This is a genomic window from Flavobacterium fluvii (assembly GCF_900129545.1).
GTDB lineage: Bacteria > Bacteroidota > Bacteroidia > Flavobacteriales > Flavobacteriaceae > Flavobacterium > Flavobacterium fluvii.
On the sequence record NZ_FQWB01000001.1, the window covers coordinates 807,998 to 824,996 of the forward strand.

A 16,999-nucleotide genomic window follows, 5' to 3' on the forward strand; every position below is an offset into this window, starting at 1 on the left:
ATAGAGTAGCAATATAGTACTTTATTTGCTTTTATTGAAAACAGGAATGGTAAAAAACAACAGATTTGGGCAAATTCAAAACAGTAGTTAAACCTAAAGATGAGCCTCTGAAAAGGTTAGGTCAGTGAATTGTCGTTTTCATTTGGAAAAAGAATCCAAGGTTTGAAAGTTTTTGCTTCTTCAAAGTCCAGCGTGGCATAAGAAATAATGATGATGATATCGTCTCTTTGCACTTTTCTGGCGGCGGGTCCATTGAGGGTTATTTCACCTGAATTTTTTTCGCCCTTGATGGCATAAGTTTCCAATCGTTCACCATTATTGATGTTTACAATAGATACTTTTTCGCCTTCAATAATATTTGAAGCTTCCATTAATGCCTCGTCAATGGTAATGCTACCGATGTAATTTAAATCGGCGCCGGTCACTTTTACACGGTGAATTTTTGATTTTACGACTTGTATTTGCATTTTGCAAAAGTAAATTAATTTAATGAAATGGTGTCAATCAATCGGATATTATTAACAAATACGGCTATAAAAGCACGGTAATTCTTGTTTTTATTTTTTCTCAAACAAGGCAAAAGTGTTGCCTCGTCGGCTATTTGAAAATATTCTAATTTGAAGTCGGGATTGTTTTCAAATGATTTTTGTACCCAATTGGTCACGGCAGCTGCGCTGTTTTTTTGGAATTTTGAATTGGCTTCAATTAGTGTTTTGTAAATAATGGAAGCTTCTTCTTTTTCTTTTGGGGATAAAAGTGTATTTCTGGAACTCATTGCCAATTTGTTGGGTTCTCTATAAATAGGGCAGCCTATTACATTGACTTTTAAGTCGTTTTTGGCGACCATTTTCTTTACAATTTGCAACTGTTGAAAATCTTTTTCTCCAAAGTAGGCGTTGGTGGGTTCCACGATTTCAAAAAGACGTTTTACGATGGTGCCCACTCCATTAAAATGGCCGGGTCTGAATTTTCCTTCCATTTGGTTTTCCAATCCGTCAAAATCGAACGATTGCGAAACGGTTTGACCTTCATAAATATCCTCCACTGTTGGGGCATACAATATGATTTCGGGACTTAAATCAGTCATTTTTTGGATGTCTTCGTCTATCGTTCTTGGATATTTTGCCAGGTCTTCGGGATTGTTGAACTGGGTGGGATTTACAAAAATACTTACCACCGTGGCTTGATTTTCCTGCATTGATTGTTGCATCAATGATAAATGTCCTTGGTGTAAAGCACCCATTGTTGGAACAAACCCAATGGTGAAATTGCTGGTTTTAATAGATTTTAAATAATCTGTCAAAGCTGCTTTCCCGTAGAAAATATGCATGGCTGTTTTATTGAAATAGTTTGCAAACTTATATATTTTAGTCCATAACTGCATAAATTTTTGTAATTTTGCATGGTTTTTATTGCCAATAAATTAAGTAAATACAATATGGAAGATAAGAGGATATTATATGTATCATCTGAAGTTGTGCCTTATCTAGCTGAAAATGAGGTATCTTCAATGTCTTATGAGGTGCCTAAAATGATCAATAATCAAGGAGGACAAATAAGAATTTTCATGCCTAGATATGGGAATATTAATGAAAGAAGGCATCAGTTACACGAAGTAATTCGTCTCTCGGGGATGAATTTGGTAGTGAATGACCTGGATATGCCTTTGATTATAAAAGTGGCATCCATACCCAAAGAAAGAATACAAGTATATTTTATTGACAACGACGAATATTTCAAAAGGAAAGCTACTTTTACTGATGAAGAAGGTGTTTTGTATCCTGATAATGACGAACGTGCCATTTTCTTTGCAAAAGGGGTTGTCGAGACCGTAAAAAAACTGAATTGGGTTCCAGATATTATTCATGTTCATGGATGGATGGCAGCTATGTTGCCTGTTTACATGAAACATTATTACAAAAACGAAGCCTTGTTTTCGGAAACCAAGATTGTAACTTCCGTTTATGGCCAGTCTTTTGAAGGAACTTTGGATAAAGAAATGATTAATAAAGTGAAGTTTGATGGCGTTCCAAACGATTCAATAAATGATTTGGAAGTTCCTGATTACGAAAATATCATGAAAGCCACCATTGCTCACTCTGATGCAGTCATTATTGCTTCAGAACAAGTGTCTTCAAGTTTAACAAAATTTATAGAATCTTCGGGTAAACCTTTTTTACCTTTCGCCCCGAAAGAAAAATTTGCCGAGGCGTATACTAATTTCTATAAAAATTTTGTTCTGTAATCTTAACATTTTCTATTAAACATGCATAATAATTCCATTTTCAAGCAAATTCTATTGGTCGTAAGTATCGTCCTTTTTGTTTCGTGTGATAAAGACTATAATGTAATTGGAGACGGATTAATTGGAGACAATCATTTTGACTTAGCTAAAGAAACCTACGATGTGGTTGCTTATAACCAGAAAATCACTCCCATACAATCCAATAATCTTCCCATAAATGCTTTGGGTATTTATGATAATCCTGCTTTTGGCAAGACGACGGCAAATTTTGCAACCCAATTGACATTGGCAAGCGTAAACCCGACTATTGGAACCAATCCTGTGATAGATAGTGTTTACATTGATGTGCCTTATTTTGTTGATGCTACACAAACAAAGCCAAAAACAAGCGGTGGAAACACCTACGTATTGGATTCCATTTACGGTGAACCTTCGGGCAAAATTAAACTGAGTGTTTTTGAATCTGGTCTGTATATGAGGGACAAGGATCCTGCGGGTGGATTTCAAGAAGCCCAGAAGTATTTTACCGACCAAAAAACCGATTTTGAGAATCTTAAAATAGGAAATCGTTTGAATGATGCTGCTGATGTTTCTCAAAATGACGCTTTTTTCTTTGATCCAGCCCAACATTCAGTGAAAACCAAAGACGATGCAGGAAAAGAAACGACTACCTATTCGGCTCCTAGTATGCGTTTGAAATTGAACGTTCAATTTTTTACGGACAAGATATTAAAGGCTCCTGCCGGTAAATTAACCAACAACGAAATTTTTAAGGAATATTTTAAAGGATTGTACTTCAAAGTGGAGCAATCAGGAACTGACCCAGGAAGTTTGGCCATGATTAATTTTGCCAAAGGAACCATTACCATTAAATACAAAGAAAACACCTCGACGACCGATGCCACGAGAGTGGATAAATCGATAGTGCTTAATATGTCGGGAAACACGGTAAGTTTGTTGGAGCAAAGCAATACTAATGTAGATTATGCCAATGCCACCAGTAATGCAAATCCTGTGATTGGAGATGATAAATTGTATTTAAAAGGAGGTGAAGGATCGTTGGCGGTAATAAAACTTTTTGGTCCAGATTTATATGGAGAAGATGGTACGACTGGAAGTCCGAATGGAGTGGCAGATCAATTGGATATTATTAGAAAAAAAGGCTGGTTAATTAACCAAGCCAATCTTGTTTTTAATATAGATACCGATAATGCTGATTTTGCAAAAAGCCCTGAGCCGGAGAGAGTCTATTTGTATGATTTTACCAACAATCGAGCTACTTTAGATTATTATAGTTACAGTGGGAAAATAACCAGGGACGCAACAACTAAAAAAAGAGGTTTGTATTATAAAGTGAATCTTACGAGCCATATCAGGAGTCTCATAAAACATGCCGATTCAACAAATATTAAATTGGGAATTGTTGTTACTCAGGATATAACGGTTACAGATTTCTATAAGTTGAGAACACCAACAGCTTTCATTTCGCAAGCGCCAAAAGCAAGCGTCATGAATCCATTGGGAACGGTACTTCACGGTGGAAAATCTTCCGTTCCGGAAAATAAAAGATTAAAACTTGAAATTTATTATACAAAACCTAATTAAACCAAAATTATGTGTGGAATAGTTGGATACATCGGTTATAGAGAAGCTTATCCTATTGTTATTAAAGGTCTAAAAAGACTTGAATATAGAGGGTATGATAGTGCAGGGGTTATGTTGTATGACGGAAACGACTTAAAGCTTTGCAAAACAAAGGGTAAAGTTTCTGATCTTGAAGAGAAAGCTTCAAAAGAAACTACCACCAATGGAACAATAGGAATGGGGCATACCCGTTGGGCGACACATGGCGTTCCAAATGACGTGAATTCCCATCCACATGTTTCCAATTCAGGAGATTTGGCCATAATTCATAATGGAATTATTGAAAATTATGCTCCACTGAAAGAAGAATTAATAAAAAGAGGATATGTTTTTCATTCTGATACAGACACAGAAGTTCTTGTAAATCTTATCGAAGAAATCCAGAAAAAAGAAAATTTAAGATTAGGGAAAGCTGTTCAGGTTGCACTAAACCAAGTGTTTGGAGCTTATGCGATAGCTGTTTTTGACAAGAAAAATCCAGATGAAATTGTAGTGGCTCGTTTGGGAAGTCCATTGGCAATAGGAATTGGTGAAGGAGAATATTTTATAGCTTCGGATGCTTCACCTTTTATAGAATATACTTCGAATGCTGTTTATCTAGAAGACGGAGAGATGGCGAACATCAGGTTGCACAAACCGATGAAAGTGAGAAAAATCAAAGATGATTCTTTGGTTGATCCATATATTCAAGAGCTTCAAATGAATTTGGAGCAAATAGAAAAAGGGGGTTACGATCACTTCATGTTGAAAGAAATATACGAACAGCCAAATGTTATAAGAGATACTTATAGAGGAAGGCTTCATGCAAATGAAGGCATTATTCAAATGTCGGGTGTTGAAGACAACTTGGAGAAATTCCTTAATGCAGAAAGAATTATAATCGTTGCCTGTGGTACTTCATGGCATGCAGGATTAGTTGCGGAATATATATTTGAAGAATTTGCCCGAATTCCTGTGGAAGTGGAATACGCTTCGGAGTTTAGATATAGAAACCCAATCATAGGCACTCGAGACGTTGTAATCGCCATTTCACAATCAGGTGAAACAGCCGATACAATGGCTGCCATAAAATTGGCCAAAGAAAAAGGAGCATTTGTTTACGGAGTTTGTAATGTTGTAGGCTCTTCTATTTCCAGAGAAACACATGCAGGTACTCATACCCATGCAGGTCCAGAAATAGGTGTGGCTTCAACAAAAGCTTTTACCACGCAAATTACGGTATTGACCATGATTGCCTTGCGTTTGGCAAAAGCCAAAGGGACATTAAGCAATACGGATTATCACAGATATTTGCAAGAATTGGAAATCATTCCTGAAAAAGTAAAAGAAGCATTGGAAACCAATGATAGAGCCAAAGAAATTGCCTCTGTTTTCAAGGATTCCCACAATTGCCTTTATTTAGGAAGAGGATATAATTTTCCGGTGGCGCTAGAAGGAGCTTTGAAACTAAAAGAAATTTCATATATCCATGCCGAAGGTTACCCAGCGGCTGAAATGAAACACGGGCCAATTGCTTTGATTGATGCTCAAATGCCGGTAGTTATTATAGCTCCAAAACAAGGTCATTACGACAAAATAGTAAGTAATATCCAGGAAATTAAATCCAGAAGCGGCATCATTATAGCTGTGGTGACAAAAGGAGATACTCAAGTACGTGAATTGGCCGATTATATAATTGAAATTCCAGAAACATCGGATGCATTGTCACCATTAATTACAACCATTCCATTGCAATTGCTGTCATACCACATCGCGGTCATGAGAGGATGTAATGTAGATCAACCTCGTAATTTGGCAAAGTCGGTTACTGTTGAATAAGTGAATTCTTATACATATTTTATTCAAAAGCGAGATTTATTCTCGCTTTTTTGATGTATTAAATTGTCGTTTTTTATGCGAAATAATGCATTTTTGTCGTTGTTTATGTGTGTGTATACTATAGTTTTTAATGAAAAACACAGAAACCTCTTTTTATATTGATAATATGGAATAGTTATAAATAGATGGATAAAATTATTGATTATGATTTTTTTACGCCATTTTTGTAATAATATCAATAATATTTTTATTTTTACTTCACTAACCTACAAAACTTAACCTAATGAAAATTTATCTTCTTTTTCTGTCTTTGCTTTTTTGCAGCATTACTTTTGCTCAAAACACTGTTACAGGCTCTGTTACAAATAGTAACAACCTGCCTATCCCTGGTGCCAATGTCCAAGTTGTTGGCGACAAAGCGGGAACAATTACCGATAGCGATGGAAGATTTACTTTAAATTCTTCAAAAGCTCTTCCTTTTACAATTGAGGTGACAAGTTTGGGTCACGAAGCTAAAAAAGTAAACATTACTTCAAACCATCAAAATGTCGATGTAAACTTGATTAGTGAAGAGACAAAATTGAGCGAAGTGGTAGTTTCTGCTTCCAGAACCCCCGAACGAATTTTAGAATCGCCGGTCACCATTGAAAGAATGGGAATTAAGGAAATAAAAAGAACGGCATCTCCAACCTTTTATGATGGATTGGAAAACTTGAAAGAAGTGCAAATGAACACCAGTAGTTTAACTTTCAAGTCCATAAACACTAGGGGTTTTGCCACTGTTTCAAATACTCGATTTATGCAACTGGTAGATGGAATGGATAATTCTTCTCCATTGTTAAATTTTGTGTTGGGTAACATGATTGGGGTTTCGGATATTGATGTGCAAAGCGTGGAATTATTGCCTGGTGCATCCTCTGCATTGTATGGTGCAAATGCCTTTAACGGGATTATGTTCATGAACAGCAAAAGTCCGTTTGATTTCCCGGGTATTTCAGCTTATTTAAAATATGGAGCCACCAGCCAAGATGCTGCTGGAACAAACACTTTTTATGATTTTGGAATAAGAATGGCACATAAGTTCAATAATTATTTTGCTGCAAAAGCCAACTTTACCTATATGGATGGGACAGATTGGTATGCCACAAATTATGATGATAGAAATCATCAAGGACAAGGAAGAACTAGGGCTAACAACGATTACGATGGAATCAATATATACGGGGATGAGCAAAAGGTATATAATCTAAATGATGTTGGAAAACAAATGGTTGCAAATGGTAGTTGGGCTGCAAATGGTTTGCCGGCTGCTTGGGCAACAGCATTGCCTAAAGATTACGTGACAAGAACTGGTTACAATGAAGTTGACTTGACAAATAATAAAGCGTCCAATACTAAAATTGATTTCTCACTTCATCTAAGACCGCTTGGGGATGAAAGAGTGGAAGTAATTTGGCAAAGTAAATTTGGTTTCGGAAATGCAATTTATCAAGGTGCAGACCGATATAATTTGAATGATTTTTACATGTCCCAGCATAAATTAGAAGTAAAAGGGAAAAACTTTTTCGTGAGAGGATATGTTACTTCAGAAGATGGAGGAAAATCGTATGACATGAATTTTACCGGAACCCATATCAATGAAATGTGGAAACCAGATGCTACTTGGTACGGTACTTATGCGGCAAACTATGCCGGGGCAATCAACAATCCGGCAAGTCCTTTATTTGGGAATGTTGCTGGATCCAATGCCTTTGCGCGGTCAAAAGCGGATGAAGGCAGATTAATGCCTGGAACAGCTGGTTTTCAGTCTGCTTTTAACACCGTAATTTCTGATCCGAGTTCATTGACAGGTTCAAAATTGGTGGATAATTCCAAAATATACCATTCAGATATAAATTATAACTTTAAAGACCTTATTAAGTTTGGAGAAATTCAAGTGGGTGGGTCTTATAGGGATTATCAATTGGATTCCCATGGCAGAATTTATACGGACGCCAATAGTATAATTAAATACGATGAATACGGAGCTTATTTGCAACTGCAAAAAAAATTCATGGAGGATAGATTTAAATTTACCGGCTCGATTCGTTATGACAAAGCCAAAAACTTTGACGGGAATTATTCTCCAAGACTATCCTTGGTGTATTCTGGTGGAGAAAGAAAACAACACAATTTCAGGGCATCTTATCAAACCGGTTTTAGAAACCCAACAACACAAGACCAATACATAGGTTTTAATGTGGGTTATGCGGCGCTTGTGGGTTCGGCAGCTGATAACTTGACAAGATTCACGGAAACATTTCCCGTTGCAACCGCAGCTGGCCAGTTTTTTGCAGGTGGTGCAAATGCTACTTTGACAGGATTAAATGCGTATTACAATTCTTATACAAGAGAATCTGTGGGGGCTTTATTGGCAACAGGCAATCCGGCATTGTTGAAAAAAACAAACGTGGCATTGGTAAAACCAGAAGAAGTGCAAGCATTTGAGTTGGGATATCGTTCTCAAATTAGGGAAGTTAATATTGACCTTAATGGATATTATAATGTTTACAATGATTTTATAGGAAACACGACGGCTATTGCAACATATTATGGAAAGGCTCAAGACTCTCCAAATCCTGCAGCTGGGCCAAGCGATCCAGGAGTGCAGTCTTTACATGCGCTTCAGAACAGTAATTTTAGAGCTTATCAATTATATACCAATACAGATTTGGAAATCCATTCATTGGGAGTAGGAATTGGTCTTTCCAGAAAAATGTTTGGAAATTATGATTTTGGAGTTAACTATAACTATGCACAATTTGATTTTGACCAAGCCAAAGACCCAGGTTTTGAGGCGGGTTTCAATACGCCAAAACATAGGGTTAAAGCCTCTGTTGGAAATGATAAATTAATTAAAAATCTTGGGTTTAATGCCAGTGTAAGATGGAACAGCGAATATTTGTGGCAATCCACAATGGTTGATGGAATGATTGAGTCGGCCACGGTTGTCGATGCGCAAATCAATTATGGACTTCCAAAATTGAAGTCTGTAATTAAACTGGGTGCAACAAATATTGGAGGAAAAGAGTATATACAAGTATTAGGTGCCGGAGCAATCGGGCAACAATATTTTGTTTCTTGGACAATTAATCCATAATACTATTTGTTTTATTTTTGAAAACCATCATGGTAACGTGATGGTTTTTTGGTTTTTAGGTGTTTTTTGACATATATTTTACTTCTTTAAGAGCGTTGTCTAAAAGAGTCTGTTTTTTTATAAAAAAAGTATTGATTTTTATATTTTAAAAAATTACCTTTGCGCACTGAAAATGCATCCAGTCGATTATTTCGTTTAGATGTGTATCATAAACCTGAATAGCTATTTAATAAATACATAAGCAATGTCAAAAGTAATAGGAAAAGTTGCCCAAATCATCGGACCAGTTGTCGATGTAGTTTTCAACGGTAAAGATGTTGAACTTCCAAAAATTTATGATTCATTAGAAATCACGAAAAAAGACGGAACTTTATTGGTTCTTGAAGTACAATCTCACATTGGTGAAAACACTGTACGTACCATATCCATGGACTCTACAGACGGTTTGAGCAGAGGTTATGAAGTAGTTGGAACAGGTGCTCCAATTCAAATGCCAATCGGTGCAGATGTTTACGGACGTTTGTTTAACGTTATTGGAGATGCCATTGATGGTTTAGGAAACTTGCCTAAAGCGGGTGAAAATGGAATGTCTATTCACAGGCCAGCACCAAAATTCGAAGATTTATCAACTTCATCTGAAGTTTTATTCACGGGTATTAAAGTAATCGATTTGATTGAGCCTTATGCAAAAGGAGGAAAAATCGGATTGTTCGGTGGTGCCGGTGTTGGTAAAACAGTATTGATTCAAGAGTTGATCAACAATATTGCAAAAGGTCACGGTGGACTTTCGGTATTCGCAGGAGTAGGAGAAAGAACACGTGAAGGAAATGACTTGCTTCGCGAGATGTTGGAGTCAGGAATTATAAAATACGGAGAAGCTTTTATGCACTCTATGGAAGAAGGTGGATGGGATTTGTCTAAAGTTGATATGCCAGGAATGAGAGAGTCTAAAGCTACTTTCGTTTTCGGTCAAATGAACGAACCTCCTGGAGCTCGTGCTCGTGTGGCACTTTCAGGATTGTCTATCGCTGAATATTTCCGTGATGGAGCTGGATCTGACCAAGGAAAAGACGTATTGTTCTTCGTTGATAATATCTTCCGTTTTACACAAGCAGGTTCTGAGGTATCGGCACTTTTGGGTCGTATGCCATCTGCGGTAGGTTACCAACCAACATTGGCAACCGAGATGGGAGCCATGCAAGAGCGTATTACTTCTACAAACAAAGGTTCTATTACATCTGTACAAGCGGTTTACGTTCCTGCGGATGACTTAACTGACCCGGCACCGGCAACAACATTTGCCCACCTTGATGCTACAACAGTATTGTCTCGTAAAATTGCCGAGTTAGGTATCTACCCAGCGGTAGATCCATTGGATTCAACTTCTAGAATTTTGACTCCACAAATTATTGGTGATGACCACTATAACTGTGCACAAAGAGTAAAAGAAATTCTTCAAAAATACAAACAATTGCAAGATATTATCGCGATTTTGGGTATGGAAGAACTTTCTGAAGACGATAAATTGGCAGTTTCAAGAGCTAGACGTGTACAACGTTTCTTGTCTCAACCATTCCACGTAGCGGAACAATTTACAGGATTAAAAGGAGTTTTGGTAGACATTAAAGATACCATCAAAGGATTCAACATGATTATTGATGGAGAATTGGATCACTTGCCAGAAGCGGCTTTCAACCTTAAAGGGACCATTGAAGACGCTATCGAAGCTGGAGAAAAAATGTTGGCAGAAGCATAAAATCAGTTGGCAGTTTTCAGTTGGCAGTTTTCAGAAACTTCTAACTTCTAACTTCTAACTTCTAACTCAAACAAAATGATTTTAGAAATAGTATCACCAGAAGCAAAATTATTTTCAGGAGAAGTAACTTCCATTTCACTTCCAGGAGTTGATGGACACTTTCAAATGTTGAATAATCACGCGCCAATAGTTTCATTACTTCAAAAAGGACTTGTGAAAATCACGGCTCCAAGTTTCAATTTCAGCAGTGAGTCAGAAGAGTTGTTTACGAAAGTAAACGATCAGAACTACACCATAGCTATCAATTCTGGAACTATCGAAATGAAAGACAACAAAGTAATTGTTTTAGCCGACTAAGACAATTTCAATTTTATAATAAAACGCCAAGCTTTTGCTTGGCGTTTTTTATTTATTTTTGTACTATGGATAAGATAAAGGACTTTGAAGTTTGCGTGTTTGAAGGTAAACGTAGCTGGTACGAATTGTTACTTGCATCTGTTTTTTTTAGTATTTTTATCTATGTTTTGATTTTATTGTTTTACAATACTTATTTTGAACTAACCTTAATCGGGTTTTTAAAAAGACTTGCGGCAACTATTACAATTGGAAGTTTTTCTTTTGTCAAAGGATTGCAATTTTCAGCAACAAAAAACATGTTGATTGATCTTGATACCAATACAATAGTTTCAAGGTATATTGTTGGGCCATTTACTTATGATTCAAAGACCATTGCGACCGAATTTGAGTATGTTTCATTTTTTAAAAATAAGGATGACTCTTTTGGGAGCAACCTTTGGTATAAAGTAAATAGGCATTTCAAAATGTATACTTTTGAAAATGAAGAATCAGTAAGAAAATTTTCTATAGAAATAGCTAAAAAATTAAATATTGATTTGCTTGATGCTACTGAAAAAGGAAATTCAAAATGGATAGACAAAACGGATTTATGAAAAATTTCTCCATTAAACTTTCTTCAAAACTCGAAACCCGAAAGCAAAACAATGCTTTACGGAAGTTGTCTTTGCCTAATAATTTAATCGATTTTTCGTCCAATGATTATATTGGTTTTTCGAAAAACAAAGCCATTTTCGAGGAAACACACCAGTATTTAATCAATAATGATTGCATCCAAAACGGGGCAACAGGATCACGATTAATATCAGGAAACCACAAAGTCTATCAAGAAGCTGAAAATTATATCGCAAAATTTCATCAATCGGAATCGGCCTTGATTTTCAATTCGGGGTACGATGCCAATGTGGGATTTTTTAGTTCCGTTCCTCAAAAAGGTGACTTGATTTTGTATGACGAGTTGTGTCACGCCTCGATTCGCGACGGAATCCAGCTTTCGAATGCCAAAGCTTATAAATTCAAGCACAATGATTTTGAAGATTTGGAAAAAAAGATTGTCAATTTCAATAGCAATTTCAATAGCAATTTCAATGATAATGCTGCGATAATCTACATAGTCACAGAAACAGTTTTCTCCATGGATGGCGATTGTCCAAATATGGAAGAATTGGTTGCCATTTCCGAAAAATATGGTTGTAATATAGTAGTGGATGAGGCCCATTCGTTGGGGGTTTTTGGTTCAACCGGCGAAGGATTGGTTCAACTATTGGGAATGCAAGATCAAGTTTTTGCACGAATAATGACTTTTGGCAAAGGATTGGGTTGCCACGGAGCAGCGATTGTGGGAAGTCAGGAATTGAAAGACTATTTGGTAAATTTCGCCCGAAGTTTTATTTATACCACGGGACTTTCGCCACATTCGGTTGCCGCGATTTTAGTTGGATACCAGCATTTGAAATCCGAAAAACAAACCCTCGAAAAACTTCGAGAAAACATCATCCATTTCAATCAAGAAAAGAATCTCTTGGGATTGAAACCAATGTTTGTCAGAAGTAAATCGGCCATTCAAAGTGCCATAATTCCAGGAAACGAAAAGGTAAAATCCATAGCAAATCAATTCCAGGAAAAAGGATTTGATGTCAAAGCCATTTTGTCGCCAACCGTTCCCGAAGGACAGGAAAGACTGCGTTTTTGTATTCATAGTTTCAATACCAAAGAAGAAATATCTGAAGTCTTGGTTTTGTTGAGTACTTTTGTTTTTTAAAATTTTATGGAAGACATTTTCGAATTAATAGGAACTTACCAATATTCATCAGAAGCAATAATTTTTAAAGGAAAATTAGAGTCCGAAGGCATTGCCGTTTTTATGCGTGATAATTATACTGTGGATGCAAATCCATTATACAGTAATGCCGTTGGTGGAGTGAAACTTTTTGTAAACAGTAATGATTATCTTAAGGCTAAGGACATTATTTCTCAAGTTAGTCAATATTCGCTAGATGATAATAGTAAGTTGCTAAAATGTCCAAATTGTAATGAAGAGCAAATTGATATGGTAACTTCCATAAAAGATTTGAAATCGCTGCTTGCCTTCATTTTTTCAATGCTTCTAGGAGCGTTGCCCTTTTATTCCAAGTATAAATACAAATGCAATAAGTGTAATTTTGAATTCAACTAAATGAAATTATTTATAACAGGAATATCAACCGATGTGGGCAAAACCATTGCCTCGTCAATCATTGTCGAAGCACTCGAAGCCGATTATTGGAAACCCATCCAAGCGGGTGATTTGGGCAATTCCGATAGTCATAAAATCAAAAGCTATATTTCAAACAAGAAAACTGTCATTCACGAAAACAGCTATAAGCTCAACACGCCAGCCAGTCCACATTTGGCAGCTGAATTGGACGGAATTATGATTGATTTAAAACAAATCAAAGAGCCCAAAACTAAAAATCATTTAGTTATTGAAGGTGCTGGCGGTATTTTCGTTCCATTAAACAATTATGATTGCGTTGTCGATTTAATTCAAACCGATTATAAAGTAATTCTGGTTTCCAGACATTATTTGGGAAGTATCAACCACACTTTGCTCACCATTGAAGCATTAAAAAACAGAAAAATAAATATCGCAGGAATTATTTTCAGCGGAGAGAAAAACGAATCCTCTGAAGCAATTATTTTGAATAAAACGGGAGTCAAATGCATTGGAAGAATAGAACAAGAACCTTATTTTGATCAAAATGTAATCAAAGAATACGCCGATTTGTTTCGAGAGAATTTGCTGAAACTTCAATAGCAAAGTCAAAAATCGTTAATCTTCAATCTGAAATCAAATGAATTTAATAGAAAGAGACCAAAACAAGATTTGGCATCCTTATACCCAACACAAAACTGCGGCACTTCCCATTGCCATAAAAAGAGGGGAAGGCGCATTGCTTTGGGACGAAAACGACAAAGAATACATCGACGCCATCGCTTCTTGGTGGGTAAATCCTTATGGGCATTCCAACAAATTTATTGCCGATGCGATTTACAAACAATTGACGACTTTAGAACACGTTCTTTTTGGTGGATTTACGCACGAGCCAGCCGTGATTTTGGCCGAAAAGTTGATGGAGATTTTACCAAACAACCAACAAAAAATATTTTTCTCCGACAATGGTTCAACGGCTGTTGAGGTGGCGATTAAGGTTGCACTACAATATTTTTTCAACAAAGGAGAAAAGAAAACCACGATAATTGCTTTCGAAAATGCTTTTCACGGAGATACTTTTGCAGCAATGGCAGCCAGTGGAATTTCGTTTTATACCCAAGCTTTTCAAGGAATGTTTATTGACGTGGTTCGAATTCCCGTGCCAACAAAAGGGCAGGAACAGGAAAGTTTCGGTGCTTTACGAGAAGTCATTAAAAATCATAATTGTGCTGGATTTATTTTTGAACCCTTAGTTCAGGGAGCGGCAGGAATGGTGATGTACGAACCGGAATCATTGGATAAATTAATCCAAATTTGTCAGGAAAACAAAGTGCTCACTATTGCCGATGAAGTGATGACAGGTTTTGGAAAAACAGGGAAATTTTTTGCCTGTGATTACCTAACCGAAAAGCCGGACATGATGTGTTTGTCAAAAGCCTTGACTGGCGGAACCATTCCAATGGCGATTACTACTTTTACCCAAGATATTTTCGAAGCTTTTTATGATGAAGACATTAATAAAGCGTTGTTTCACGGACATACTTTTACGGCGAATCCTACGGGTTGTGCGGCGGCTTTGGCGAGTTTGTCATTGCTGCAAACCCAGGAAATGAAAGACAATGTTGCCCGAGTAAACAAAAGACATTTAGCGTTTCAAAAACACATTAAATCTCATCCAAAAGTGACTACAACAAGAGTACTTGGAGTAATTTTTGCCTTGGAAATACAAACCGAAAATACTGCCAGTTACTACGGCACCTTGCGCAATAAACTCTATGACTTTTTTATCGAAAATGGAATAATTCTGCGACCTGTTGGGAATATTGTTTACATTTTGCCACCATACATTATTACGGATGAACAATTGCAAAAAGTGTATGAAGTGGTCGAAAAAGCATTGGAAATAGTCTAAATTTGCAAAAATAAAAGGACATTGATTTATAAAATTTGTGTCAAAAAACAATAACCTTGTCAAAAATTATCTCCATAACCGCACTAGCCTCTATTTCTCCGTTGGGGAATGACCCGAAGGCGATTTGGGAAAACTATCAAAACACCAATCATTGTTTTACTAGTCATTTTTTAGACCATAAACAGACATTGGTTGCCAAACTGGATGAAGATTCCAATGCAATAGTTGATGCTTTGAAGCAATCCGACATTAAATACAAATCTTTGGATAAATCGGTTTTGTATGCGATGGCTGCTTCACGCGTAGCTATTCAAAATGCAGGTTGGACTTCAAACGATGTTTTCGGAATCAACATTGGTTCTTCTCGTGGTGCGACCGATTTATTCGAAAAACACTATCAAGAATACTTGGAAACTGGCAAGGCACAAACTTTGGCTTCGCCAACAACCACTTTGGGAAATATTTCTTCCTGGGTAGCTCACGATTTACAAAGTTCTGGTCCCGAAATTTCGCATTCTATTACGTGTTCAACGGCTTTACACGCACTTTTGAATGGTGTGGCATGGCTTCGTGCAGGAATGACTGACAAGTTTTTGGTGGGTGGAAGTGAAGCACCTTTGACGGATTTCACGATTGGTCAAATGCGGGCCTTGAAAATTTATTCTAGAGATGAAGATGTGTATCCTAATCGTGCTCTTGATTTGGAAAAAACACAAAACACTTTAATTCTTGGTGAGGGTGCAGCAGTTTGTTGTTTGGAAATTGGCAAAAAGGAAAACGCTTTGGCTTTCGTTGAAAGCATTGGTTATGCTACCGAAATTCTGGAACACAACATATCCATTTCGGCAGAAGCGATTTGTTTTCAGAAATCGATGAAAATGGCTTTGCGAAATATAGACTTGTCAGAAGTTGACGCTATCGTGATGCACGCTCCTGGAACAAAAGCAGGCGATTTGACCGAATATAAAGCGATTCAAAAAGTATTTGGAACTAATTTACCGATGTTGACTACCAATAAATGGAAAATCGGACACACTTTTGGCGCTTCGGGAATTTTGAGTATTGAAATGGCAATTTTGATGATGCAGCATCAGGAATTTATTGGAGTTCCATTTGCGGAAGCCCAAAAATCTAGAAAACAAATCCGTAAAGTCTTGGTTAATGCGGTAGGTTTTGGCGGAAATGCTGTGAGTGTTTTATTGTCTATTTAGTTTCATAAAATTGGCCACAGATTTGGACGGATTAAACGGGTTTTCACGGATGATTTGTAATGTTTCGGCTAAATGACCTTGTATGCCTTTTATGGTTAAAAAATCCGTTTTTATCAGTGCTTTTGCTTTAGCAAATCCTTGTCATCCGCCATTCGATTCACTATTCCATTGCGACCGAAGACTGCGACTGATTACTGCTCACTGCTTTCCAATTCTTTCACTTTGTCGTAAATCAAGTTGCTTTCAAAACCTCGCCGAAGCATATAATCACAAAACTTTTTCCGTTTTTTTAATACGTTTGTTTCTTTTATAGATTCCCAATGTCTTTCCGCCAATGCGTGAAATGTCTCCAAGTATTCCTCGGGTGTGATTTCCTTGAGCGCAATATTGATGAGGGTTTGCGATATGTTTTTAAACTTCAATTCGTTGATAATCCTGATTTTTCCCCAATGCTTGATGCGGTGCTTTCCTCTGGCAAAACTGCTGGCAAAGCGTTCTTCATTGAGAAAGTTCTCGGCGATGAGATGAACCATTATTTGGTCGATTTCATCCGAATCCATTTTCATGGTTCGCAATTTGGCAACCACTTCCTCGTGACAACGCTCTTGATAAGCACAAAAATATTCTATCTTTTGTATGGCTTCTTTAATGGAAAAAACGTCCTTCATTGGAGAGGTTGTTGTTTGAAATGGATTGGGTAAACGGAGTTCAAATTTCGGGTTTTTA

15 protein-coding genes are annotated in these 16,999 nt (G+C 36.9%); 12 read left to right on the top strand and 3 right to left on the bottom strand.

The window, feature by feature from the left end:
* Positions 1-116: 116 nt before the first annotated feature.
* Together panD and panC are read right to left on the bottom strand one after the other, a co-directional pair.
* Complete coding sequence (panD, locus tag BUC16_RS03400) at positions 117-467, bottom strand: aspartate 1-decarboxylase (protein WP_073367940.1); 351 nt, start codon at positions 465-467, stop codon at positions 117-119.
* A 14-nt stretch (positions 468-481) separates the two neighbouring features.
* Positions 482-1,330, bottom strand: coding sequence for a pantoate--beta-alanine ligase (gene panC, locus BUC16_RS03405; RefSeq protein WP_084546079.1), 849 nt, complete (start codon positions 1,328-1,330; stop codon positions 482-484).
* Positions 1,331-1,438: 108 nt separating this feature from the next.
* Here panC and BUC16_RS03410 point away from each other — a divergent pair, with 108 nt between their 5' ends.
* From BUC16_RS03410 to BUC16_RS03465, 12 genes are all read left to right on the top strand, one after another.
* Positions 1,439-2,245: a glycogen/starch synthase gene (locus BUC16_RS03410; RefSeq protein WP_073368691.1), complete on the top strand. Its 807-nt coding sequence runs from the start codon at positions 1,439-1,441 to the stop codon at positions 2,243-2,245.
* Positions 2,246-2,266: 21 nt separating this feature from the next.
* Positions 2,267-3,850, top strand: coding sequence for a BamH family beta-barrel-assembly machinery protein (gene bamH / locus BUC16_RS03415; protein ID WP_073367943.1), 1,584 nt, complete (start codon positions 2,267-2,269; stop codon positions 3,848-3,850).
* 9 nt (positions 3,851-3,859) lie between these two features.
* The gene (gene glmS / locus BUC16_RS03420; protein WP_073367945.1) at positions 3,860-5,707 is read left to right on the top strand and encodes a glutamine--fructose-6-phosphate transaminase (isomerizing); all 1,848 of its coding nucleotides are present in this window, start codon (positions 3,860-3,862) and stop codon (positions 5,705-5,707) included.
* Positions 5,708-5,990: 283 nt separating this feature from the next.
* The gene (locus BUC16_RS03425) at positions 5,991-8,846 is read left to right on the top strand and encodes a TonB-dependent receptor (RefSeq protein WP_073367946.1); all 2,856 of its coding nucleotides are present in this window, start codon (positions 5,991-5,993) and stop codon (positions 8,844-8,846) included.
* Positions 8,847-9,090: 244 nt separating this feature from the next.
* Positions 9,091-10,602: a F0F1 ATP synthase subunit beta gene (atpD, locus tag BUC16_RS03430; protein WP_073367948.1), complete on the top strand. Its 1,512-nt coding sequence runs from the start codon at positions 9,091-9,093 to the stop codon at positions 10,600-10,602.
* Positions 10,603-10,677: 75 nt separating this feature from the next.
* Entirely contained in the window at positions 10,678-10,959 is a 282-nt protein-coding gene (locus BUC16_RS03435; protein ID WP_073367950.1) for a F0F1 ATP synthase subunit delta/epsilon, read from the top strand.
* A 65-nt stretch (positions 10,960-11,024) separates the two neighbouring features.
* Positions 11,025-11,552, top strand: a complete 528-nt coding sequence (locus BUC16_RS03440) for a hypothetical protein (RefSeq protein WP_073367951.1) — start codon at positions 11,025-11,027, stop codon at positions 11,550-11,552.
* On the top strand, positions 11,528-12,718 hold the full coding sequence (locus BUC16_RS03445) for an aminotransferase class I/II-fold pyridoxal phosphate-dependent enzyme (RefSeq protein WP_244534330.1): 1,191 nt from the start codon (positions 11,528-11,530) through the stop codon (positions 12,716-12,718). The genes BUC16_RS03440 and BUC16_RS03445 overlap by 25 nt, the downstream gene beginning before the upstream one ends.
* Before the next feature lie 6 nt (positions 12,719-12,724).
* Positions 12,725-13,132: a putative signal transducing protein gene (locus BUC16_RS03450; protein WP_073367953.1), complete on the top strand. Its 408-nt coding sequence runs from the start codon at positions 12,725-12,727 to the stop codon at positions 13,130-13,132.
* Entirely contained in the window at positions 13,133-13,753 is a 621-nt protein-coding gene (gene bioD / locus BUC16_RS03455; protein ID WP_073367955.1) for a dethiobiotin synthase, read from the top strand.
* A gap of 37 nt (positions 13,754-13,790) precedes the next feature.
* Positions 13,791-15,062, top strand: a complete 1,272-nt coding sequence (gene bioA / locus BUC16_RS03460; RefSeq protein ID WP_073367956.1) for an adenosylmethionine--8-amino-7-oxononanoate transaminase — start codon at positions 13,791-13,793, stop codon at positions 15,060-15,062.
* Between the two features lie 56 nt (positions 15,063-15,118).
* Positions 15,119-16,273: a beta-ketoacyl synthase N-terminal-like domain-containing protein gene (locus BUC16_RS03465; RefSeq protein WP_073368695.1), complete on the top strand. Its 1,155-nt coding sequence runs from the start codon at positions 15,119-15,121 to the stop codon at positions 16,271-16,273.
* A 191-nt stretch (positions 16,274-16,464) separates the two neighbouring features.
* On the opposite strand, the gene BUC16_RS03470 is transcribed toward BUC16_RS03465, so the two are convergent.
* On the bottom strand, positions 16,465-16,941 hold the full coding sequence (locus BUC16_RS03470; RefSeq protein WP_073367958.1) for a regulatory protein RecX: 477 nt from the start codon (positions 16,939-16,941) through the stop codon (positions 16,465-16,467).
* Positions 16,942-16,999: the final 58 nt, after the last annotated feature.

Coding starts and splice junctions, on each gene's coding strand:
- panD (WP_073367940.1), bottom strand. CDS start 467: ATGCAAATACAAGTCGTAAAATCAAAAATTCACCGTGTAAAAGTGACC.
- panC (WP_084546079.1), bottom strand. CDS start 1,330: ATGCATATTTTCTACGGGAAAGCAGCTTTGACAGATTATTTAAAATCT.
- BUC16_RS03410 (WP_073368691.1), top strand. CDS start 1,439: ATGGAAGATAAGAGGATATTATATGTATCATCTGAAGTTGTGCCTTAT.
- bamH (WP_073367943.1), top strand. CDS start 2,267: ATGCATAATAATTCCATTTTCAAGCAAATTCTATTGGTCGTAAGTATC.
- glmS (WP_073367945.1), top strand. CDS start 3,860: ATGTGTGGAATAGTTGGATACATCGGTTATAGAGAAGCTTATCCTATT.
- BUC16_RS03425 (WP_073367946.1), top strand. CDS start 5,991: ATGAAAATTTATCTTCTTTTTCTGTCTTTGCTTTTTTGCAGCATTACT.
- atpD (WP_073367948.1), top strand. CDS start 9,091: ATGTCAAAAGTAATAGGAAAAGTTGCCCAAATCATCGGACCAGTTGTC.
- BUC16_RS03435 (WP_073367950.1), top strand. CDS start 10,678: ATGATTTTAGAAATAGTATCACCAGAAGCAAAATTATTTTCAGGAGAA.
- BUC16_RS03440 (WP_073367951.1), top strand. CDS start 11,025: ATGGATAAGATAAAGGACTTTGAAGTTTGCGTGTTTGAAGGTAAACGT.
- BUC16_RS03445 (WP_244534330.1), top strand. CDS start 11,528: ATGGATAGACAAAACGGATTTATGAAAAATTTCTCCATTAAACTTTCT.
- BUC16_RS03450 (WP_073367953.1), top strand. CDS start 12,725: ATGGAAGACATTTTCGAATTAATAGGAACTTACCAATATTCATCAGAA.
- bioD (WP_073367955.1), top strand. CDS start 13,133: ATGAAATTATTTATAACAGGAATATCAACCGATGTGGGCAAAACCATT.
- bioA (WP_073367956.1), top strand. CDS start 13,791: ATGAATTTAATAGAAAGAGACCAAAACAAGATTTGGCATCCTTATACC.
- BUC16_RS03470 (WP_073367958.1), bottom strand. CDS start 16,941: ATGAAGGACGTTTTTTCCATTAAAGAAGCCATACAAAAGATAGAATAT.